Annotated in this window: 20 protein-coding genes; 7 read left to right on the top strand and 13 right to left on the bottom strand. The window is 65.0% G+C overall.

Features of this window, described 5'->3' with window-relative positions; all coding sequences use genetic code 11:
• A complete protein-coding gene (locus KJP29_RS10485) occupies positions 1–2,217 on the top strand; it encodes a molybdopterin cofactor-binding domain-containing protein (RefSeq protein ID WP_218463506.1) in 2,217 nt (738 codons plus the stop codon).
• A gap of 201 nt (positions 2,218–2,418) precedes the next feature.
• Positions 2,419–5,292, top strand: coding sequence for a Hint domain-containing protein (locus KJP29_RS10480; RefSeq protein WP_218463505.1), 2,874 nt, complete (start codon positions 2,419–2,421; stop codon positions 5,290–5,292).
• A gap of 20 nt (positions 5,293–5,312) precedes the next feature.
• Here the strand turns inward: KJP29_RS10480 and KJP29_RS10475 are convergent, their stop codons facing one another.
• The 7 genes from KJP29_RS10475 to KJP29_RS10445 all read right to left on the bottom strand — a co-directional run bounded on the left by KJP29_RS10475 (position 5,313) and on the right by KJP29_RS10445 (position 11,081).
• Entirely contained in the window at positions 5,313–5,750 is a 438-nt protein-coding gene (locus KJP29_RS10475; RefSeq protein ID WP_218463504.1) for a cytochrome c, read from the bottom strand.
• Positions 5,751–5,785: 35 nt separating this feature from the next.
• Complete coding sequence (locus tag KJP29_RS10470; protein ID WP_218463503.1) at positions 5,786–6,574, bottom strand: gamma-glutamyl-gamma-aminobutyrate hydrolase family protein; 789 nt, start codon at positions 6,572–6,574, stop codon at positions 5,786–5,788.
• Positions 6,575–6,789: 215 nt separating this feature from the next.
• On the bottom strand, positions 6,790–7,218 hold the full coding sequence (locus KJP29_RS10465; protein WP_218463502.1) for a heme-binding protein: 429 nt from the start codon (positions 7,216–7,218) through the stop codon (positions 6,790–6,792).
• Between the two features lie 21 nt (positions 7,219–7,239).
• Positions 7,240–8,295 carry an alpha/beta fold hydrolase gene (locus tag KJP29_RS10460; protein ID WP_218463501.1) on the bottom strand — a complete coding sequence of 352 codons (1,056 nt, stop codon included), beginning with the start codon at positions 8,293–8,295 and terminating at the stop codon, positions 7,240–7,242.
• Between the two features lie 96 nt (positions 8,296–8,391).
• Positions 8,392–10,533 (bottom strand): malate synthase G, encoded by a 2,142-nt coding sequence (locus tag KJP29_RS10455; RefSeq protein WP_218463500.1) that lies wholly within the window; start codon positions 10,531–10,533, stop codon positions 8,392–8,394.
• A 42-nt stretch (positions 10,534–10,575) separates the two neighbouring features.
• On the bottom strand, positions 10,576–10,767 hold the full coding sequence (locus KJP29_RS10450) for a DUF2256 domain-containing protein (RefSeq protein ID WP_218464921.1): 192 nt from the start codon (positions 10,765–10,767) through the stop codon (positions 10,576–10,578).
• A 125-nt stretch (positions 10,768–10,892) separates the two neighbouring features.
• Positions 10,893–11,081 carry a hypothetical protein gene (locus KJP29_RS10445; RefSeq protein ID WP_218463499.1) on the bottom strand — a complete coding sequence of 63 codons (189 nt, stop codon included), beginning with the start codon at positions 11,079–11,081 and terminating at the stop codon, positions 10,893–10,895.
• A gap of 120 nt (positions 11,082–11,201) precedes the next feature.
• On the opposite strand from KJP29_RS10445, the gene pepN reads away from it, so the two are divergent.
• Entirely contained in the window at positions 11,202–13,772 is a 2,571-nt protein-coding gene (pepN, locus tag KJP29_RS10440) for an aminopeptidase N (protein WP_218463498.1), read from the top strand.
• A 117-nt stretch (positions 13,773–13,889) separates the two neighbouring features.
• On the opposite strand, the gene KJP29_RS10435 is transcribed toward pepN, so the two are convergent.
• On the bottom strand, positions 13,890–14,498 hold the full coding sequence (locus KJP29_RS10435) for a transglycosylase SLT domain-containing protein (protein WP_255553556.1): 609 nt from the start codon (positions 14,496–14,498) through the stop codon (positions 13,890–13,892).
• A gap of 359 nt (positions 14,499–14,857) precedes the next feature.
• Between KJP29_RS10435 and gatB the strand changes: the two genes are divergently transcribed.
• Positions 14,858–16,375, top strand: a complete 1,518-nt coding sequence (gene gatB, locus KJP29_RS10430) for an Asp-tRNA(Asn)/Glu-tRNA(Gln) amidotransferase subunit GatB (RefSeq protein WP_218463497.1) — start codon at positions 14,858–14,860, stop codon at positions 16,373–16,375.
• 103 nt (positions 16,376–16,478) lie between these two features.
• Here the strand turns inward: gatB and KJP29_RS10425 are convergent, their stop codons facing one another.
• The 3 genes from KJP29_RS10425 to KJP29_RS10415 all read right to left on the bottom strand — a co-directional run bounded on the left by KJP29_RS10425 (position 16,479) and on the right by KJP29_RS10415 (position 19,002).
• Entirely contained in the window at positions 16,479–16,997 is a 519-nt protein-coding gene (locus tag KJP29_RS10425) for a cell wall hydrolase (protein ID WP_370630863.1), read from the bottom strand.
• 82 nt (positions 16,998–17,079) lie between these two features.
• Positions 17,080–17,412, bottom strand: coding sequence for a zinc ribbon domain-containing protein YjdM (locus tag KJP29_RS10420; RefSeq protein WP_218463496.1), 333 nt, complete (start codon positions 17,410–17,412; stop codon positions 17,080–17,082).
• Between the two features lie 75 nt (positions 17,413–17,487).
• A complete protein-coding gene (locus tag KJP29_RS10415; RefSeq protein WP_218463495.1) occupies positions 17,488–19,002 on the bottom strand; it encodes an acetyl-CoA hydrolase/transferase family protein in 1,515 nt (504 codons plus the stop codon).
• A gap of 178 nt (positions 19,003–19,180) precedes the next feature.
• Here KJP29_RS10415 and KJP29_RS10410 point away from each other — a divergent pair, with 178 nt between their 5' ends.
• Positions 19,181–19,678 carry a thioesterase family protein gene (locus tag KJP29_RS10410; protein WP_218463494.1) on the top strand — a complete coding sequence of 166 codons (498 nt, stop codon included), beginning with the start codon at positions 19,181–19,183 and terminating at the stop codon, positions 19,676–19,678.
• Positions 19,679–19,803: 125 nt separating this feature from the next.
• Complete coding sequence (locus KJP29_RS19295) at positions 19,804–20,283, top strand: DUF4177 domain-containing protein (protein ID WP_255553555.1); 480 nt, start codon at positions 19,804–19,806, stop codon at positions 20,281–20,283.
• A gap of 10 nt (positions 20,284–20,293) precedes the next feature.
• Here KJP29_RS19295 and KJP29_RS10400 read toward each other — a convergent pair whose 3' ends face one another.
• Positions 20,294–20,551, bottom strand: a complete 258-nt coding sequence (locus KJP29_RS10400) for a BolA family transcriptional regulator (RefSeq protein WP_218463493.1) — start codon at positions 20,549–20,551, stop codon at positions 20,294–20,296.
• Between the two features lie 75 nt (positions 20,552–20,626).
• Here KJP29_RS10400 and KJP29_RS10395 point away from each other — a divergent pair, with 75 nt between their 5' ends.
• Positions 20,627–21,256, top strand: a complete 630-nt coding sequence (locus KJP29_RS10395; RefSeq protein ID WP_218463492.1) for a J domain-containing protein — start codon at positions 20,627–20,629, stop codon at positions 21,254–21,256.
• Between the two features lie 80 nt (positions 21,257–21,336).
• On the opposite strand, the gene KJP29_RS10390 is transcribed toward KJP29_RS10395, so the two are convergent.
• Positions 21,337–22,095, bottom strand: a complete 759-nt coding sequence (locus tag KJP29_RS10390; RefSeq protein ID WP_218463491.1) for an ion channel — start codon at positions 22,093–22,095, stop codon at positions 21,337–21,339.
• Positions 22,096–22,325 lie beyond the last annotated feature (230 nt).

The raw sequence follows: 22,325 nt of genomic DNA, 5'->3' as shown, positions 1-22,325 counted from the left end.
ATGTCGAAACTCGGAACTTTCACCCGCCGCGCTTTCATTGTCGGCTCCGTCGCGGTCGCCGGCGGCGTAGCTTTCGGCGCATACAAGGTCACGCAAGCGCCGGGAAACCCACTTGAGCCCGCCGAGGGCGCCGCGCTCAACCGCTTCGTGGTCATCGACCAGTCGGGCGTGACCGTCATAGTGCCCCGGGCCGAGATGGGACAGGGCGTTCAGACCACGCTCGCCGCGCTCGTGGCCGAAGAACTCGCCGTGCCGATGTCGATGCTCAAGGTCGAGCACGGCCCGCCGTCCAAGGACTATGGCAACCCCGCGTTCCTCCTGCCACGCAACTTCGACTCCACCCCGCCGAACGCCGTCGCGAAGACGGTGATGGAGGCGGTGCCGCGGATCTTCGGCATGCAGATCACCGGCGGGTCCACCTCGATGGTGGGTGCTGCCGAGGAAATGCGCGTCGCCGGCGCCTCGGCGCGCGAAGTGCTGATTTCAGCCGCCGCCGAGCGGCTTGGCGTGGGCCGCGATCAGCTTCGCGCCGAGAACGGGGCGATCGTCGCAACCGACGGAACCACCCTGCCCTATGCCGACTTGGCCGAAGCTGCGGCCCATATCGACCCGCCGCAGAACCCGCCGCTCAAGTCCCCGGACGAATGGACGCTGCTCGGCACAAGCCAGCCGCGCCTCGACCAGCCCGGCAAGGCGACGGGCACCGCAATGTTCGGCATCGACAAGCGCGTGGAAGGGATGAAGTTCGCTACCGTCCGCATGTCGCCCCGTCTGGGCGGCGAGATGCTGAGCTATGACGCAGACGCCGCCGAAGGGATGCCGGGTGTCGAGAAGGTCATCGACCTTGGCAACGGCATCGCCGTCGTCGCGACGAACACCTGGCTGGCCATGCAGGCCGCCGACGCGGTCGAGATCGAATGGGGCGACGCACCCTATGACGCGACGACCGAGGAGATCTTCGCCGACCTCGAAGCCGCCTTCGACGGCGACCCGAACGACGTGCCCGAAGAAGCGGGCGAGATTGCCGAGGCCGACACCGATCTGACCGCCGAATACCGTGCGCCCTTCCTTGCCCATGCGGCGATGGAGCCGATGACGGCGGCCGCGCATTTCACAGGCGATCACCTGACCATCTGGGCGGGCGTTCAGGCTCCGGTCATCACGCAGAAGAACGCCGCCGACCTCGTCGGCCTCTCGCCCGAGGACGTGACCGTCGAGACGACGATCATGGGCGGCAGTTTCGGGCGGCGCGGGTTCAACGACTTCGCGCTTCAGGCTGCACGGATCGCCGCTGCGGTTCCCGGCACGCCGATCTCGCTCGCCTGGTCGCGCGAAGAGGACATGCGTCACGACCACTACCGCCCCGGCGCCATCGCGCGGATGCGCGGTGCCGTGAAGGACGGGCGCATCGACATGCTGAAGGCGGACCTCTCCTCCGGATCGGTCATGCGCGCCACCATGAAGGCCTTCATGGGCATCGACCGCGCGATGCCCGACCCGATGGTGACCGAGGGCGTGGCGCTCCAGCCCTACCTGATCCCCAACAAACGTATCGCGGGCTACGTGCCCGAGCGCACGCCGCAGGTCGGGTTTTGGCGTTCGGTCGGGGCCTCGCAGAACGCATTCTTCATGGAGAGTTTCGTCGACGAAATGGCCCATTCGGCCGGGGCCGATCCCTTCGAATTCCGACTGGCCCATATCGAGCCGCTCCATGCGCCTTCTGCCAACGTCCTGAAGACCGTGGCCGAGATGTCGAACTGGGGCAGGACGCCCGCTGGCAAGGGGCGCGGGATTGCGATCAGCTATTCCTTCGGCACGCCGGTCGCCCAGGTGATCGAAGTCTCGGACGAGGACGGTGCGATCAGGATAGACCGGGTCTGGATCGCCGCCGATCTGGGCCAGATCTTCGACCCCGGCAACGTCGAGGCGCAGCTTGTCGGCGGATGCATCTATGGCCTTTCCGCCGCGATCCAGGGCGCGATCACATTCGAGGACGGTCAGGTCGTCGAAGGCAACTTCTACGACTACGACGCGCTTCGGATGAACACGACCCCGGTCTTCGAGGTTTCGCTCCATGCCTCGGGCGGGCACATCGGCGGCGTCGGCGAACCCGGCGTGCCGCCCGCGGCCCCGGCGCTCGCCAATGCGATCTTCGACCTGACCGGCAAAAGGATCCGGTCGCTGCCCTTGCGCAACGAGGTCGATTTCCTGACCTGACCTTCGGGTTGGAAAGCACGCACAAATGCAGCGGGCCTGTGGCAATCACCCCACAGGCCCGATTCTTCCGGCGTAGTTTCAATCCTTTGCGCCTCACCGACGGCGTAACTGTCTCGCCATGACAGAAGTTTTCCCCTAGACTCGATGAAAGCACGACCGGAGGCATAACCGGCGGCTTCGAGGCAGAGCGTTTATTAGGACATGGCGACCTATCTGGTCAGATTCTATGCCGTAAACCCGTCGGGTATATTCTCGACCGGGATCAACAGCACGTTTACATGGACCGGCCCCGCCACGGCGGTGGGCAAGGCCACCGTGAACGACCCGGAATCGGGCATCCAGGGCACCACGCTCGACGACGACAACGCGGGCGGCGAAAGCGCGACGGCGAACGTAACGCTGGATGGCCTGACCTCGAACAATACGCCCGTCGACGGCGAGATCGTCTGGACGATCCAGAACGTCACCACCGGCGAGACCTTTCAGGTCATCCAGTTAGATGTGGAAAACGGCAGCGCCGCGGGGCTTTACACCCTGTCCGAGCGACCGCTCGAGGTCGGCCAGCAATACCGGGTGTTGCAATACGACACGAACCCCAACGTGGCGGCGGGCGATCCGGCCTTCAACGCCGCCGACTACGTCTGGGACGACAACATGGTGGACGGCACCGCCGGGGCCGACACGATCAACACCTCCTACACGGATGCGCAGGGCGACCGGATCGACGATGGCTTCGGCGGGGGCGTCACGCATCAGGACAACACGGTCTACGCGGGCGCGGGCAACGACACGGTCTGGGCGGGTTTCGGCGACGACACGATCTATGGGGGCGACGGGGACGACGCGCTCTATGGCGAAGATGGCGACGACGTCATCTACGGCGACACCCAGTCGACCGTAGGCACCGCACAGCACCTCGACTGGATCCAGCAGGCGGCCTCGGGTTCCGACATCGAGGCGGGGTTCACCCAGAACACCGGCACCGTGGACGTCACCGTCAACTTCACCGACGAGAACGGCAACGCGAGCTTCGTCACCAGCAACGCGTCGACCTACAAGGCTACGGGGGAGGTGCAGGACGCCACGTCGAACCTGCTTCTGGGCGCTACCGGGTCGGGGACCGTATCCACGACGGCGATCAGCTTTGCTGGCACGGGCGCGAACACTATGGACGAGGTCCAGAACGTTTCGTTCCGCCTGAACGACATCGACGCGGCCTCCGGGTCCTGGCGCGACGTGATCACGATCAGCGCCTATGACGCCGAGGGAAACCCGGTGCCGGTGACCATCTCGCTTTCAGGCAACGATTCCGTCTCGGGCAATGTCATCACCGCCGCCAACACCGCCGATGCGCAGAGCTCGGCCCAAGGTTCGGCGCTCATCACCGTGGCCGGTCCCGTCCAGACGATCGAGATCGTCTATGCCAACGTCAACGCGAACCAGCAGTATCTCTGGGTCTCGGACGTCCATTTCACCTCGCTGCTCGAAGCGACCGGCAACGACACCATTGACGGCGGCGCGGGCAACGACACGCTTTTCGGGGACGGGGGCGACGACACGATCACCGGCGGCACCGGCAACGACCGGATCGAGGGTGGCACCGGGAACGACACTGTCGATGGCGGCGACGGAGACGACGTGCTCTATGGCGACGCCCCGCCCGAGCCCACCGGCCCCAACCTCATCGTGAACGGCTCCTTCGAGGATACGAGCGGTATGACCTCGACCGGGTGGGGATATCAATCCTCCGGGTCCACCGTTCCGGGGTGGTTCGAGACGAACGGCGGCGACATAGATTTTCACCTCCCACGCTACGGTGTGAACGCCTCCGAAGGGTCGAACTGGCTCGACATGGCGGCCTCGGCTGGCCAGTCCTCGGTCACGCAGACGGTGGCGGGGATCACCACGGGCGAGAACTATCTGCTCACCTTCGACGTGGCCGATTACGCCAGCGCGGCGGACGGCACGCCGGGCGACAACACCGTCACCGTGATGTGGGGCGGCGAAGTGATCGCCGTCATCGACCCGGACGACACCTCGACCTTCGAGAGCTATGAATTCGTGGTCACCGGGGGCTCGGGCGACGGCACGAACCAGCTCACCTTCGTGGGAGGCGGCGCGAGCGCGAACGAAGGCGCGTCGGTCGACAACGTGCAGCTCTATCTGCTCGAACCCACCCCCGGCGGCAATGACACGCTGATCGGCGGGGCCGGGTCCGACAGGATGTATGGCGGCGCGGGCGACGACATCTTCCACCTGGGCGCGGGCGATACGGCCCACGGCGGCGAAGGCGACGACAGCTTCTTCCTCGACCCGACGCTGGCGCTTGGCGGCCCGGGCAGCGTGATCACCATCGTCGGCTCGGAAAGCGACGAAGGCACGGGCGACACGCTCGACTTCGCCGGCCTCATCGACTGGGGGTCGATCACCTATACCAGCGGTGAAAGCGGCTCGGTCGCGCTCTCCGACGGGACGGTGGTGAACTTCTCGAACATCGAGAACGTGATCATCTGCTTCACCCAGAACACCGGCATCCTGACCCCCTATGGCGAACGCCCGGTTCAGGACCTGCGCCCCGGCGACTTCGTCCTGACCCGCGACAACGGCCCCCAGCCGCTTCGTTGGATCGGGCGGCGCACGCTTCCGGGCAGCGGCGCCATCGCACCAATGCGCATCGCCCCCGGCGCACTTGGCAACGACCGGGTGCTCTACGTCTCGCCCCAGCACCGGATGCTCTGCGCCGGCGGGCCGGTGCCGATCTATTTCGACACGCCAGAGGTGATCGTCCCGGCCAAGCACCTCGAAAACGGAGGCTCAATCCGGCAGATCGAGGTGCCCTGGGTCACCTACTACCACATGCTCTTCGATCGCCACGAGGTCGTCTGGGCCAATGGCGCGGCCTCCGAGAGCTTCCATCCCGGGGCCGAGGGGCTAACCGCCATCGACCCGGGTGCGCGGGAGGAACTCTTCACGCTGTTCCCGGACCTGCGCGCCGACCCCGACGGCTACGGCCAGACCGCGCGCAAGGTCCTGCGCGAGTATGAAGCGCGGCTCCTGTCGTCCTTCGTGGCCTGATCCGCCTCAGAGGCGCCTCGTCACTCGATGCCGTTTTCGCGCTGCAAAGCGCGCACGAAGGACACGATCGAGGCGACCTCGGCCTCGGTGACCCCCGTGACCGGAGGCATGTCACCGTAATCCCAGTGATGCGCACGAACGCCTTGCACCGCGGCAAGGTAGAAGGCCATGTCGCCGTGATGAGACGGCTCGTAGATCTTGTGAACGAGTGGCGGCCCGGCCCCTTCGAGGCCACCTGCATTGGGTCCGTGGCACCCCGCGCAGTTCGCGACATAGACCAGGCGGCCCTCGGCGGCCTGCCCGTCCAGCTCCGGCACGCTGACCGCAACCAGTTCCGTCACCGCGTCGCTGGACACATCCGTGCGCACGGTGGTCCCGTCACCGCGCCCGGCATTCAGGACGAGCACCAGCGCAACGATGCCCACCGCAAGCAGGATGGCGATCACAAGGTTTCGCATGACGTACTTCCTCCGGTCCGCCCGGCCCCGGCGTCTCAGCCCGCCCTGAGCACCGCCTGCGCCGGCGCAGCCTGCCGCCCTTCGGCCCAGGCCCGTGCCGCCACGCCGAACGCCTCGAACAGGGGGCGCGACACGGGATCGTTGGCGGCATTGTATTCCGGGTGCCACTGGACCGAGAGCGTGAACCCGGGAGCGTCCGCGACATAGATCGCCTCGGGCGTGCCGTCGTCGGCGTGGCCGTCGATCACGATCCGCTTGCCCGGCACCTTGATACCTTGACCATGGAGCGTGTTTGTCATGACCGTCTGCGCCCCGAAGAGCCTGTGAAACACCCCGCCCTCGGTAAAGGTCACGCTGTGGCGCAGGGCGAATTTTTCCTCCACGGTGCCTTCGGGCGGCATCCGGTGATTCATCCGGCCCGGCAGATCGCGGATTTCAGGATAGAGCGTGCCACCCATGGCGACATTGACCTCCTGGAACCCGCGGCAGATGCCGAAGAAGGGCTGGCCCCGTTCGACGCAAGCGCGAACCAGCGGCAATGTGATCGCGTCGCGCGCCCGGTCGAAGGCGCCATGGGCCTCGGTGGCTTCCTCGCCATATTCCTCGGGGTGCACGTTTGGCCGACCCCCGGTCAGCAGGAAGCCGTCGAAGGTTTCGAGCAGGTCCTCGAGCGTGACCAGGGCGGGATCGGCGGGGATCATCAGCGGCATGCCCCCGGACACTTCGGCCACCGCGATGGAATTCATCACGCCGCCCGCGTGGACCGGATAGGTCTCGTTCAAGAAGGCCGGGTTTCCGATTATGCCGATCCTGGGTCGGGCCATGGCGGTCGATGATCCTTTCGCGTTTGCAGAAAAGGTATACGCGCGCGGCGCTTTGGGAAAGGGCCGATGCGCACAGAAGAGGTGTCGGTCGCGCACCCAAGCCGGTGAGACGACGACATGTCGAATTTCGCTTTCGCGAAATCCGACGTGTCGGGAGGGCTCTGCCCTCCCGGGCCCACCCGGGATATTTATGGACCAGAGAAGATCCGGATCTGTCAGCCGTCCGAGACGAGTCCGGCGGCTTCGATGGCCGCGGCGCCGGCCGCGAGATCGTTCTCCGACGTGTCGCCGGTCACGCCGACCGCGCCGAGGATCGTACCCTTCGCATCGCGCACAAGGATACCCCCCGGCACCGGGACAAGGTGCTGACCCAGCGCCGCACCCGCCGATGTGACGAAATAGGCCTGCGTCTCGGCACGGTCGCGCAACTGCGTGCCGGTCATCCCCATGAGGACGCAGCCCCGCGCCTTGCCCAGCGCGATGTCGAAGCGGCCCGGAGGCGCCCCGTCGGACCGTTCGAAGGCGATCACATGGCCACCGGCATCGACCACGACGACGGAAAGCGGCTTCCAGCCTGCCTCGCGTCCGTGGTCCATGGTCTTTCGGATGATCGTGCGCGCGCGGCGCAGGGATATGCCTGCCATTCAATGTCTCCTCAGGTGGTCTCACCCGTAGCAGGCGAGAAATCCGTGGAAAGCCTCGTCGAAGGCGGCCGGTTTTTCAAGATAGGGCGAATGGCCGCAATCGTCGAATACGACACGCTCCACCGTGCCGCCTGCCGCCTCGTAGGCCTTTAGCGCTCGTTCGGTCTGGACGATCATCGGCTGGGGCGGAAAGACCTCGGCCCCGGGCCAACCAGGCACGGCACCCAGACTGCCCAACGTCCCCAGGTCGAAGAGCGAGCCGTCGGCGACGACCGGATCGTCCGCACCCCGGATCCACAGAATCGGGGCCCGCGCGCCGGTCTTGGTAAAGCCCAGAGGGTCGGACTGATGGATGGGCGCCATCGCATTGATCGGACCGAGTTTACCCGGCGCCACACCGGGCCAGTTGTCGGACCCCCTGAAGTCCCCGGGGTAGTCCTCGTCCCCGACATGCTGGGCGAGTGCCGAGGTCAGGATGTCCTCGATCCGTTCCGGCACGAAGGGCGGTTTCCAGACATAGGTATTGAGCACGTTGCGCATGTGGTTGGGCGTTTCGTCGCCGCGGTCCCCCGCCTGCATCAGCGCGATGAGATCCGTGTTCACCGCGCCGCCGCCGGATCCCGCATTGTCGGGGAAACAGGGCGTCCCGTCCGGTCGGCAGGCCCCGAAACCATAGGGCGACCCCGGCGCGACCTGCGTGAGTGAGAGCGTCATGCCGGGATAGTCGCTCAGGAACTGCCAAAGCACCGCGCCCCCCAGCGAGTGGCCGACCATATGCGCTGCCGCGATCCCCATCTCGCGCATGAGGGCCGCGATGTCGTCCGAGAAGTCCCGCATCCCGCGCGTGGCATCGACCTTGGCCGTCGGGTCCGCCTCGCCATAGGCGCGCAGGTCCATCGCGACGCAGAAGGTGCCCTCGGGCATCCGGGCCATGGTCTCTTCCCACCATGTCGCCGCCGAGAGGTTGCCGTGCACGAAGACGACGGGTGTGCCCCCGGGGTCTCCGGCGGCCAGAACACGCGTTTCAAGACGGTCGGTGGCGACGCGGCGGGCGTCGAGAATGGTCGGAATGGTCACGTGAAGTCCTCCCTCGCTCAGGTCCCTACCCTTGCCGAGGACGCAACGACCCGCAACCCGTGGAAAATACCTAAGGCGGCGACAACTGCCGGGCGCCTAGCGGCCCGCCTTGAGCTCCAGACGCCGGGTATGGAGGACCGGTTCCGTGTAGCCCGAGGGCTGCACCCGCCCCTTGAAGACGAGGTCGCAGGCAGCCTGAAAGGCGATGCCGTCGAAGCCCGGAGCCATCGGCTGATAGGCCGCGTCGCCCGCGTTCTGGCGATCCACCACTTCGGCCATCTTGCGCATGGCGCTCATGACTTCGTGCTCGCTGACGACGCCGTGGTGCAGCCAGTTGGCGAGGGCCTGAGACGATATCCGGCAGGTCGCGCGGTCTTCCATCAGGCCCACGTCGTGAATGTCCGGCACCTTGGAACAGCCGACGCCCTGATCCACCCAGCGCACGACGTAACCCAGGATGCCCTGGGCGTTGTTCTCGATCTCCTCGCGGATTTCGGTATCGGACAAGTTCACACCCTCGGCAACCGGGGGCGTCAGAAGGTCGGCGAGCGTGCCGCGCGGCCCGCCCCTGGCGATCTCATCCTGAACCCGGGCCACGTTGATCTGATGGTAATGCGTCGCATGCAGCGTCGCTGCCGTTGGCGACGGCACCCAGGCGCAGTTCGCCCCGGCCTTGGGATGCGCGATCTTCTGGGCGAGCATGTCCGCCATCCGGTCGGGCGCCGCCCACATGCCCTTGCCGATCTGGGCCTTTCCCTTCAGTCCGCAGGCAAGCCCGATGTCCACATTGCGCGCCTCGTAAGACGCGATCCAGGGCGTATTCTTCATCTCGCCCTTGCGGATCATCGGCCCGAGTTCCATCGACGTGTGGATTTCGTCCCCGGTCCGGTCGAGGAAGCCGGTGTTGATGAAGGCGACGCGGTGGCGCGCGGCCCGGATACACTCCTTGAGGTTCGCAGATGTGCGCCGTTCCTCGTCCATGATCCCCAGTTTCACGGTGTATTGCGGCAGACCCAGCGCGGCCTCGACGCGGGTAAAGATTTCGTCGGCAAAGGCAACCTCGTCCGGCCCGTGCATCTTGGGCTTCACGACATAGAAGCTGCCGGTGACCGAATTGGCCCTGCGCGCGAGGTCGTGCATCGAGGCGAGCGTCGTCATCATCGCGTCCATGATGCCCTCGGGCACCTCGGCGCCGTTCGCGTCAAGGATCGCCGGGTTGGTCATCAGGTGGCCCACGTTGCGCACGAGGAGCAGCGCGCGGCATTTCACCGTGATTTCGCCGGACGCAGTCTGATAGGTGACGTCGGGATTTAGCTTCCGGGTGAAGGTCTCGCCCCCCTTGGTCACCTCTTCGACCAGATCGCCTTTCATGAGGCCGAGCCAGTTCGAAAAGGCCAGCGCCTTGTCCTCGCCATCGACGCAGGCAACGGAGTCTTCGCAGTCCATGATCGCGGACATGGCGCTCTCGAGCCAGACGTCGCTGATCCCGGCGGGGTCCTGTTTGCCCACGTCGGTCGAGGGATCGACGAGGATTTCAATGTGCAAGCCGTTGACCTTGAGCAGCACCTGAAGCGGACACAGGTCCGTATTCCAGCCGACGAATTGCGATGGATCGGCGAGGCCGGTCTCACCCTGCGCGCCGGTCACGAGGAGGACGCCCCCGTCCACGCGAAGCGCGGTAACGTCGGACCATGACCCACCGGCGAGGGGCGAGACCTTGTCCAGATGCGCTTTGGCCCAGGTGATCACGCGGGCGCCGCGTTCGGGGTCGTATCCTTTGCCTGAAGGCGCATCGCCCAGCGCATCGGTGCCGTAGAGCGCATCGTAAAGCGATCCCCAGCGGGCATTGGCGGCGTTGAGCGCGTAGCGCGCATTGGTGATCGGCACGACGAGCTGCGGGCCTGCAATGCTCGCAATCTCGGGGTCGACGTTGGCGGTGTCGATGGTGAAATCGTCACCCTCGGGAAGGAGATAGCCGATCTCTTCCAGGAACGCGGTATAGGCGGCAGCGTCCCAAAGCTCGCCCTTGCGGGCGCGGTGCCAGGCGTCGATCTCGCCCTGCATGCGCTCGCGGGTCGCCAGAAGGGCCGCGTTTCTCGGGGTGAGGTCGGCGACGATATCGGCGAAGGCCGACCAGAAGTGATCCGCCTCGATGCCGGTGCCGGGCAGCGCCGCTGTCACATAGTCGTCGATCTGCGGCGCGACTTGCAAACCGCTGCGTTCGATGCGTCCCGACATGTGCCGTCTCCCTGTCCAATGCTGCTGTGGCGTCCTTCCCGCTTAGGCGAGTTTCCTATCGGAAACAAGGGCCCGATCGGGACCCGCTGCGGACGATCCCGGTCTCCTTTTGCCCGAACAGGCCTTGGAGCAGTAGCGCAGGTTCTCCCAGTCCCGCGCCCATTTGCGACGCCAAGCAAAGGGTCGACCGCAAGTTGCACAGGTTTTCACCGGCAGATCGGCCTTCGTGCGCATTTTGTTGGACATCACTCGTTCCCCTGCCTCGGTCATCGCTACGCAAGACAAAGCGCCCCGGATCAGGTCCGGGGCACGGAAGGCGCTCGTTGGTCCTCGGGTTGGTCCTCGGACTGGATGTCGGGTCACTCTACCACAGGCTGGCCGGTGGCATCCGAAACACCGGTGGCCTCGGGCGCATCGGCGCGGTCGATGGCGGTGTAGGTCATAGCGGCTCCCATGATCCCCCCGACGAGGACCGCAAGAGCAATCCCGGCCAGAGCCGGAAAATGGCGGCGTTGCTGACGTTCGATATTCGTGTGCGGCGCAGACATGGTTGCTCCTTTCGCAATCTTACCAAGAGCGCGGTTGTCGCGCCCGGGTCAGGAGCATAACGTCTGACACGACAGGACGTTCCGATCCCGGGACGCCACCTCCGGACAAGAAGGCCCCCCATGAAAGACGCGTCCCCCGCTTCCCAGCCGCAACCGATCTTCCTCGCCGACTACACGCCCTTCGCCTATGTCATCGACAGCGTCGCGCTGACCTTCCGGCTCCACCCCAGCGCCACGCGGGTCCTCTCGCGCATTGCGTTCCGCCCGAACCCGGAGGCGCGCGACAGGCGGTTCTTTCTGCATGGGGAGGAGCTGAAGCTCATCTCCGCAAGCATCGATGGGACGCCCGTGACGCCGGAGGAAGCCGAGGGCGGGATTACTCTGAACGTCCCGGACCAACCCTTTGTCTTCGAAGCAGAAGTCGAGATTTCGCCAGAGAGCAATACCTCCCTCGAAGGGCTCTACATGTCGAACGGCATGTATTGCACGCAATGCGAGGCTGAGGGATTTCGTAAGATCACGTACTATCCCGACCGCCCGGACGTGATGGCACCCTTCCATGTCCGCATCGAAGGTGATCTCCCGGTGATGCTGTCGAACGGCAATCCGACGGGCGTTGGTGACGGGTTCACCGAATGGACCGACCCTTGGCCCAAGCCCTCCTATCTCTTCGCTCTGGTGGCCGGCGACCTGGTTGCGCGAGAGGACAGCTTCACGACCATGTCAGGCAAACACGTGGATCTGAAGCTCTGGGTCCGTCCCGGCGACGAAGCCAAGACCGCCTTCGGGATGGAAGCCCTTAAGAAGTCCATGCGCTGGGACGAAGACGTCTATGGCCGTGAATACGACCTCGACATCTTCCAGATCGTGGCGGTCAGCGACTTCAACATGGGCGCGATGGAGAACAAGGGGCTAAACATATTCAACACCTCCGCGGTTCTCGCCTCGCCCGAAACCTCGACCGACGCCAACTTCGAGCGCATCGAGGCGATCATCGCGCATGAGTATTTCCACAACTGGACCGGCAACCGCATCACCTGCCGCGACTGGTTCCAGCTCTCGCTCAAGGAAGGGCTGACGGTGTTCCGGGACCAGAGCTTCACCGCCGACGTCCGCTCGGAACCCGTGGCCCGGATCTCCGACGTGATCGCGCTGCGGGGCCGCCAGTTCCGCGAGGACAACGGCCCCCTCGCCCATCAGGTCCAGCCCGACAGCTTCGTCGAGATCAACAACTTCTACACCGCGACGATCTATGAGAAGGGCGCCGAGATCATCCGGATGCTCCACACTCTTGTCGGGCCGGAGGATTACCGCCGCGCGCTCGACCTCTACTTCGAGCGCCACGACGGACAGGCCTGCACCATCGACGACTGGCTCACCGTTTTCACAGATGCGACCGGGCGTGACCTGACGCAGTTCAAACGCTGGTACAAACAGGCCGGCACCCCGCGCCTCAAGGTGACGGAAAACTGGATGCCGGAGCGGAACACCTACCAGCTCACCTTCACCCAATCGACCCCGCCGACCCCGGGTCAGGACGTGAAGGAGCCGCTCGTCATTCCGATCGCCACGGGCCTTCTGTCGCCCAATGGGGACGAGGTGCGCGCGACCGAGATCCTCGAGATGACCGAGGGCACACAGACCTTCACCTTCAAGGACCTCGCCGCGAAACCGACCCCCTCGATCCTGCGCGGCTTCTCGGCCCCCGTGATCCTCGAGCGCGACATGACGACCGCCGAACGCGCCTTCCTCTTCGCCCATGACACCGATCCCTTCAACAAATGGGAAGCCGGTCGCGCGCTCGCGAAAGAGGTGCTGACCGCCATGGTCACGGGCGACGAGGCGCCACAGTCGGCCTATCTCGACGCGTTGGCCACGATGCTGCGCGACGACAGCCTCGATCCAGCCTTCCGCGCGCTCGCCATGCAGATGCCGGGCGAGGACGACATGGCCCAGACGCTCTTCGACGCCGGTGTGACCCCCGACCCGGACGCGATCCACGACGCCGCCGAGACCCTCAAACAGGCGCGGGCCGAGCACCTTCAGGATCTCCTGCCCCGCCTCTCGGCTGAAATGCGCGTCACAGAGCCCTTCGAGTCGAACGCCGAGCAATCGGGGAAACGGTCGCTGGGTCTGGGGCTGCTCAAGCTCACCACCCGGCTCGACGGCGGCCGCGCGGCGCAGAAGCTGTGGGACACCGCCGACAACATGACGCTGAAGCTCGGTGCGCTCTCTTGCCTGCTCGACGCGGGCAAGGCGGAAACCGCGCTCGCCGAGTTCCGCGAGACCTGGAAGGACGACGCCCTCGTCATGGACAAATGGTTCATGATGCAGGTCGGCCATGCCGCGCCCGAACACGCCGTCGCCGTGACCGAGGCGCTCACGCGCGATCCGCTCTTCAACATGAAGAACCCGAACCGTTTCCGCTCGGTCTTCGGCGCCTTCGCCGCCCATCCCGCCGGCTTCCATCAGGCCACCGGCGACGGCTACCGGCTCATGGCGAACTGGCTGATCCGGCTTGACCCGGTCAATCCACAGATCACCGCCCGCATGTCCGGTGCTTTCGAGACATGGCGCCGCTACGACGCGGACCGGCAGGACATGATCGGGGACTCGCTGGACCGCATCCTCGCGACCGAGGGTCTGTCGCGGGATACGACCGAAATGGTCAGCCGGATCCGGGGCGCTTGACGGGCGGGAGCACGACAAAAAAGAGGGCGCCCAATGGCGCCCCCGCTCGATCGGCGCCGGGACATTTCGTCCCGGCTTGCCCTCTGGTCCGGCCTTGTTCCGGTTTCTCGTTCGGGGTCAGCCCCGCGCCTGGCAGTAGCTTTGTTGATTGGTCCAGGCGATCATGTCGTTGCGTTTGGTGCTCGAATGGAACGGGCCCCAGTCGGCGGCGACACCGCGCATCCCGGCGCTGATCACGCCGTCGCGTGCCACGGTGCGGTTCATGATCTTCACCGCGCATTCGAGGTTCTCGTGTCCGTCCTTCAGCGCCTCGCCCGAGCGGGCATCGCAGCCGTAAAGCCGCGCGGTCGAGGGCGCGATTTGCACCAGCCCGAACCAGCGGCCACCGCCGCCAACAGCGCTCTGGCGCCAGGTGCTTTCATGTTTGGCCAGCGTCGACAGAAGCCCGGTCCAGAACGCCTTGCGTCCTTCGAGGTCCGCCGACCGGTAGCCCGGGCACCAGGTGTCGATATCGCCCGGAATGATCGCCGTCAGGTTCTTGCCTTCGGTGTCGATCGCGTTCATCGTGGACACGGTCCAGGTCTTGCCGTTCGGCACCTGATCCCAGCGCATCGTGAGGTCCACATCCGCTTGTGATTTCGACGAGAACACCTCTTCGAAATCCATCTCGGCGCATCCCGCCAAGAGCGCCATCATCCCCCCAAGAAGCACAAGCTTAAGTCCCAATGGTCTGTTCCGTCCGTTGTTGCAGTCGGCGCGAGGAACGTCATTCAGGGCGTTCTGCCAACAAGGATTCAAAAACGCATCAAAAATGGGCGGATTATTGCCGCCTCACATAGCACCCATGGCGAGAAGGCGCGCAGGAACTGCGACGCGAGGCCTTGTTTTCTTGGGTCGTAAAGGTTTCGGCAACCCTTGCGCCATATTGCGCCGGTTCCCCGAAAGACGGAGATTCGCCTCGCCATGTGGCCCTCGGGCCGCACCGTTTGATCGCCCCCGCACCTGCCGGCGACGCGTCTCTCCTGACTTGTCTCGCCCCGGCCCCTGTCCTAGAAGGCGCAAGGACCACGCAAGAGGACGCCGGTATGCTCGACCATCTCGCCTATGAAACGCCGAAACCCGCCGTGATTTCCGGCGCCCGCGACGATTGGGAACTGGTGATCGGGATGGAGATTCACGCGCAGGTGTCCTCGAACGCCAAGCTCTTCTCGGGGGCCTCGACCAAATTCGGCGCCGAGCCCAATTCCAACGTCGCCTTCGTGGACGCGGCTATGCCGGGGATGCTCCCGGTCATCAACGAGTTCTGCGTCGAACAGGCGGTGCGCACGGGGCTTGGTCTCAAGGCCGAGATCAACATCTTCTCCGCCTTCGACCGCAAGAACTACTTCTACCCGGACCTCCCACAGGGCTATCAGATTTCGCAGCTCTACCACCCTATCGTGGGCGAGGGCGAGGTGATCGTTGACATGGGCCCGGGCGTGGCCCGTCGCGTGCGCATCGAGCGCATCCACCTCGAACAGGACGCGGGCAAGTCGATCCACGACATGGACCCGGCGATGTCCTTCGTGGACCTCAACCGCACCGGCGTCGCGCTTATGGAAATCGTGAGCCGCCCCGACATCCGGGGGCCCGAGGAAGCCGCCGCCTATGTCGCCAAACTGCGCCAGATCCTGCGCTATCTCGGCACCTGCGACGGCAACATGCAGAACGGCAACCTGCGCGCCGACGTGAACGTCTCGGTCTGCCGCCCCGGCCAATATGAGAAGTATCAGGAAACGCAGGATTTCGGCCATCTCGGCACCCGCTGCGAGATCAAGAACATGAACTCCATGCGCTTCATCCAGGCCGCCATCGACTATGAGGCCCGCCGCCAGATTGCCATCTTGGAAGACGGCGGCGAGATCACGCAGGAGACCCGCCTCTACGATCCGGACAAGAACGAAACGCGCTCCATGCGGTCGAAGGAAGAGGCGCATGATTACCGCTACTTCCCCTGCCCCGACCTTCTGCCTCTCGAGATCGAACAGGCCTGGGTCGACGACATCGCCGCCTCCCTCCCCGAACTGCCCGACGCCAAGAAAGCGCGCTTCGTGAAGGACTTCGGCCTGTCGGAATATGACGCGGGCGTGCTCACCGCCGAGACCGAGAACGCCGGTTTCTTCGAGGCGGTCGTGGCGACGGCGGGCGACGGCAAGGGTGCTGCCAACTGGGTCATCAACGAGCTCTTCGGGCGCCTGAAGAAGGACGACAAGGACATCGGCGAGAGCCCGATCTCCCCCGCCCAGCTCGGCGGGATCGTTGCCCTCATCAAGAAGGGCGACATCTCGGGCAAGATCGCCAAGGACCTCTTCGAGATCGTCTATACCGAAGGCGGCGACCCGGCCGAGATCGTCGAAACCCGCGGCATGAAACAGGTGACCGATACCGGCGCCATCGAAGCCGCCGTGGACGAGGTCATCGCAGGCAACCCCGAGCAGGTCGAAAAGGCCAAGCAGAACCCCAAGCTTGCAGGCTGGTTCGTGGGCCAGGTGATGAAGGCGACGGGCGGCAAGGCGAACCCCGCCGCCGTCGATACGCTCGTGAAGGAAAAACTGGGGCTCTGACCCCGTTTCTTCTCTGGTCCAAATATATCCCGGGAGGGTCTGGGAGGGCAGCGCCCTCCCAGCGGGTCGGATTTCGCGCAAGCGAAATTCGAACGGCGGTGAGCTATCCCGTGATCCCTTCGGTCGCCGCGACCGGCACCGGCTGGGTCACGAGCTCGGGGCTACGTTTCTCATAGAAGGCATTGCCCCCCGTGGTCACCACGTAGTGCATGTTGTCGTATCCGGCACGGTAGCTCGCTACATGGAAGAACCGCGCGTTTCCGATCCCCGGATGCCGCTCGCCCGCGAGCACCGCAGCCGCCGCCTCCTGCACCAGGGGCAGGTTGCGCGGGTTCATGTCCTTCGTCATCACGCCGGAGGCGAACTGGTTGCGCTGGGTCACGACCCCGCAGACCGTGTTCGGGAAATCCGGGCTCGCCACCCGGTTCATCACCACGGACCCCACCGCGACGAGCCCGTCGCGGCTCGACTGGTGCGATTCGAAATACATCGCGCGCGTCAGGCAGTTCATGTCGGAAGAACTGACAACCGCCGTCTTCTTGCGCACCACCCCGCAGCCCGAGAGCGCGATCGCCACGGCCCCCAGAAGCACCGCCGCCCGTCCATATCCAGATCCGCTCACCCGCGCCTCCCTGCCGTCGAAACCGCGCCAAGGCTACGAAGCCGGTCCGGCGGCATCAAGCCCGACTGTCGGACCATGGGCGTCAGTCCGCCACCTTCTTCACGAACTCGGACTTGAGCCCCATCTGCCCGATGCCCGGCACCTTGCAGTCGATGTCGTGATCGCCCTCGACCAGCCGGATGCCCTTGACCTTGGTGCCCACTTTCACGACCTGCGAGGAGCCCTTGACCTTCAGGTCCTTGATGACGGTGACGGTGTCGCCATCGGCAAGCACGTTGCCCACCGCGTCACGCACCACGTCTTCGGAGGCGGACCCGCTCCATTCGTGGCCACATTCCGGGCAGACGAAGAGGGCGTCCATCTCATAGGTGAGGGTCGAGGCGCAGTCGGGGCACGGGGGCAGAGTATCGGTCATGTCACCGCCCTAGCTCCGTCCCTCGGGCAAGGCCAGCCGAAAATGGACCGAATGGGACATCGCAGCCTGTCGGGGTCAGGTCCGCATGTCGCCGGTGTCGATGAACCGCTGGTGCCAGGACAGCGCCTCGCCGGGCAAGGACGGCGTCTGGAGCCCGTAAGCCCCGGCGCGCGCCCGGTCGTAGTAGTCTCGCAACGCATCGCGATAGGTTGGATGCGCGCAGTTCGCGATGATCGCCTCGGCGCGCTTCTTCGGGGCGAGCCCGCGCAGGTCGGCGAGCCCCTGCTCGGTCACGATCACCTGCACGTCCTGCGTGATGTGGTCGACATGGCTCGCCTGGGGCACGATGGCCGAGATCTTGCCGCCCTTGGCGGTCGAGGGCGAGACGAAGAGCGAGAGAAACGCGTTGCGGGCGAAATCGCCGCTCCCGCCGATGCCGTTCATGATCTTCGAACCCATCACGAGCGAGGAGTTCACGTTGCCGTAGATGTCCGCCTCGATCATGCCGTTCATCGAGATGCAGCCGAGACGCCGGATCACTTCGGGGTGGTTAGAAATCTCGGTCGTGCGCAGGATCACCTTGTCGCGGTAGTAGTCGAGATTGTCCCAGAAACGCCGCGCGCCCTCGGGAGACAGGCTCAGGGCGGTGGTCGAACAGCTCAGGAGCTTGCCGCAGTCGATGAGGTCGAGCATTCCGTCCTGAAGCACCTCGGTATAGGCACGCAGACCCTCGAAGGGCGCGGTCCGCAGACCGTCGAGCACCGCGTTGGCCACGTTACCCACCCCCGATTGCAGCGGCAGAAGCCGGTCGGTCAGCCGCCCGGCCCGCACCTCGTGGCCAAGGAACTCCACGATCAGACCGGCGATCTCGCGCGAGACGTCGTCGATGGGACTAAACGGCGTGTTGCGGTCTGGAAGGTCGGTCAGAACGATACCCGCCACCTTGTCCGGGTCACAGCGGAAAGTGGTCTGGCCGATCCGGTCATCGGCCCGCACCATCGGGATCGGCACGCGGTTGGGCGGCAGCGCGGTGCCATAGTAGATGTCGTGCATCCCCTCGAGCCGCAGGTCATGCCAGGCGTTGACTTCGAGGATGACCTTCTCGGCGCAGTCGATCCAGGTCTTGTTGTTGCCCACAGATGTCGCCGGGATCAGGGCGCCGTCTTCCTTGATCCCCGCCACCTCGATCACGGCGACGTCGAGTTTGCCGAAGAAGCCTTCCCAGACCATCGGCGCCACATGGGAGAGGTGCATGTCGAGGTAGTCGATTTCGCCTCGGTTGATCTTGTCGCGCCCGACCGGATCGGAGTTGTAGGGCAAGCGGTATTCGATCGCGTTCGACCGAGACAGCGCCCCGTCAAGCTCCGGCCCCGTCGAGGCCCCGGTCCAAAGCTTGATACGAAAGGCCTCGCCGGCCGCATGGGCGGCCTCGATCCGCGCGGCAAGCGCTGGTGGGATCGCCTTGGGATAGCCCGAGCCGGTGAAGCCCGACATGCCCACGGTATCGCCGGGCGCGATCAGCGCGGCGGCCTCGGCCGCGCTCATCAACCGGTCACGTAGGCCGGGATGGGCGATGCGGTCTTGGGTCATGGGGTGCTCCTGTGTGCCTGTTCGGGGCCGATCTCTACGCAACGACCGTTACCGAAAACATGATCTGACGCAAAGCATGGCGGGCATGTCCGCCGCGCGGGGCCACCGTTCCCTCATGTTCCCCTTGCGCTCGCGCCCCGGACCCCTAGCCTTCCGGCAAGAGCAAAGGAGTAGCGTCATGGGACAGCCGCATATTTCACCGGTGATGGAGATCAAGCCGGAGTGGATCGACTACAACGGTCACCTCAACATGGCCTATTACAACGTGCTCTTCGACACGGCGGCCGACAGTTTCTATCCCACGATCGGCTTTGGCGAGGACTATATCCGCGAACGGGGGCTTACGACCTATACGGCCGAGTTCCACATCTGTTACCTGCGCGAACTGCACCTAGGCGCGAAACTCCGCGTCCATAGCTGGCTGCTCGACCATGACGACAAGCGCTTCCACACCTTCCAGGAAATCCACCACGAAGACGGCTGGATCGCCGCCACAGGCGAGGCGCTCGGACTTCACATCGACATGTCCGGGCCGCGAGTCGCGCCGATGCCGGCGGACGTGCTGGACCGGCTCCGCGCCTTCCACGACGCCCATAAGCCCGATGTCTGGCCGGAACGCGCCGGGCGGGGGATCGGAATTCCGCGCAAATCCGGACCAGATATGGGGGCGCATTGACACCCCTCCCCAAAGGCTGGAGACCCTTTGTTTTTCCGCCACAGGGAACCCCGGTTCCCGCGTGGGGGTTTGGACGGAACAGGTTCGAATCGTGTAGGCTCGAACGACGCAAAGAGGGACTTTTCATGCAACGCTACGAATACCGGGTCGTTCCGGCTCCCAGGAAGGGCAAGAAGGCAAGAGGCGTGAAGACCGCCGAGGGCCGTTTCGCGACCGCCCTCACCGACTGCATGAACGAGATGGCGGCGGAGGGCTGGGAATACCTGCGCACCGACACGCTCCCCTCGGAAGAACGCACTGGCATCACCGGACGCACGACGGTGTTCCAGAACATGCTGGTGTTCCGCCGTGACGCGGACGCCAAGGTCGAGAGCGACGGGTTCGGTGTCGCGCCGGCGATCACCGTCGACGAAAACGCCGATCATCGCGCACCGCTTCTGCCGGCGGCCTCGGTGGCCAATGCCGTGCCCTCGACGATGACCGCGCTTGTCGCGGACAGGAAGGACAACGCCAAGGCACCCGACGCCAACGCACCCGATGCAACGACTTCGGACATCAAGAAGTCCGACGGCACGGACGAGAAAACGGCCCACGCGGCGGAGTGATCCTGCGTCGCTAGTCCGAAACCTCGAGCGCGAGCGCGTGGATCTCTGACAGAAGGTCTGCGCCCAGCGCGGCGTGAACGGCCCGATGTCGGGCGACACGGGACTGCCCGCCAAAGGCGTCGGCTTCGATCTTCACACGAAAGTGGCTCTCACCGGAGCCATCATCCCCGGCATGTCCCGCATGCCGGTGGCTTTCGTTGATCACCTCGAGAACCCGTGGCGCAAAGGCAGCTTCGAGCTTCGCGCGGATTTCATCCTGCTTGGGCATTTTTCGCCTCCTCGCCTCTTCTCTCTCTCGCAAAAATGTCTAAACTCCTGCGCTCGACAAGAACAGAGTGGTGTCATGGACAAGAGCGATCCCTTTGGATTCGACATTTCGGTCGGGGCGTCGAAGAAGAAAAAGACGCGCGGCAAACGCGGCATGTCGGGGGCCTTCGAGACCTCGACACGCGTCTGCGAGCATCCGGGGTGCGAAGAACATGGTCAGTACCGGGCACCGCGTAGCCCCGACCACCTCGACGAATATCTGTGGTTCTGCAAGGACCACGTGCGCGAGTACAATCTGAAGTGGAACTTCTTCAACGGCGCCACGGAAGAGGAAATGGACGCGCAGGCGGCCAAGGACCGCGTCTGGGAACGCGAGACGAAGTCCTTCAAGCAAAGCGCCGAGGAACGCGCCTGGTCGCGGCTGGGCGTGGATGACCCGCATCAGGTGCTGGGCGGCAATGCCACCAAGAACCCCGGCAAGGCGGCGCCAGGCGGCGGACGCAAGCTGCCGCCGACCGAACGGCGCGCCATCGAGATCCTCGAGGCCAAGGACGACTGGACGAAGGCGGAAATCCGCAAGTCCTACAAGGCCTTGATCAAGGTTTTGCACCCGGACATGAACGGCGGCGACCGCTCGCAGGAAGAGCAGTTGCAGGAAGTCGTCTGGGCCTGGGACCAGATCAAGGACAGCCGCAGCTTCAAGTGAGCCGGTTCATGGCCGGTTGAACGGATTGCAAAGGCGCCCCGACCGGGCGCCTTCTTCACAGGTCGCCCCTGCCTTGTGGGCTACAGCGCCCCCTCGGTCTCGATCTTCACGGTTTCTCCGCAATGTTTGCAGTGGACCGCATCGGGATCGTGCAGCATGAGGCCGCAGGTCTGGCATTCGTGACGCACCTTGGCTGGGCGAAAGAGCGCCGCAGCAAGCCGCAGGAACAGCGTGATCCCGACGATCATAACGGCGACCGACAGCATCCGCCCCGCCGTGCCGTCGAGCGTGATGTCCCCGAACCCGGTGGTGGTGAGCGTCGTGACCGTGAAGTAGAGTGCATCGGCATAGTGCCGGATGTCCGGGTTGTGCCCGTATTGCGTGGCGTAGATGAGCCCGGTCATGACGAAGAGGAAGACAAAAAGGTTCACCGTGGCCAGAAACACCTGTTCGTGTTCGCAGAACCAACGGATGTCCTGACGGAGCCGCGCGGTGAGCTGGTAGGTGTGGAGGAGCCGGAGCGTGCGCAGGATCCGCAGGAAACCGAACCCCTCGCCCGCGATGGGCGCGAGAAAGCTCACCAGTGCAACGACATCGGCCCAGGAGGACAGGCGCATGAAATACCGCAAGCGGTCACGGGTCGCGAGAAGATGCGCGATGAAATCGGTGAGGATCACGATACCGATCATGAAGTCGATCCATTCGACGGTGGCTCCATGATCGAAGAAGGACGTGACGATGACATAGGAAATGGTCAGCACGTCGAACCCGAGCAGCCAATAGCGGAAGCGATGCGCCCGGTCGGAGTTCCCGTAGTAAAGTTCGCGAAGGGTCTCCAACGTCACTCCTGCCCCAAGTTGCGGTCGTTCGTCGGATGAAACCAGCCACCGGGGCAAGGTGCAAGGGCACCGTCCCGCTGGTCGGGCCCCAACAGCAACCCCGCCCGGCGTGAAGCTCGGGCGGGGTCGGGCGCGGCGGACCGGGGGACGGGACAGACAATCGGCCCGCCGCTGGAGCCACGCCACTGGGTGACGCAACCCGTTCCAAGGTCCGGGGAACAGGTCCTTGG

The organism is Maritimibacter sp. DP1N21-5 (assembly GCF_019218295.1).
Lineage (GTDB): Bacteria > Pseudomonadota > Alphaproteobacteria > Rhodobacterales > Rhodobacteraceae > Maritimibacter.
The sequence above is the reverse complement of the archived record's forward strand: the minus strand, read 5'-3'. Positions and strand labels throughout refer to the sequence as shown.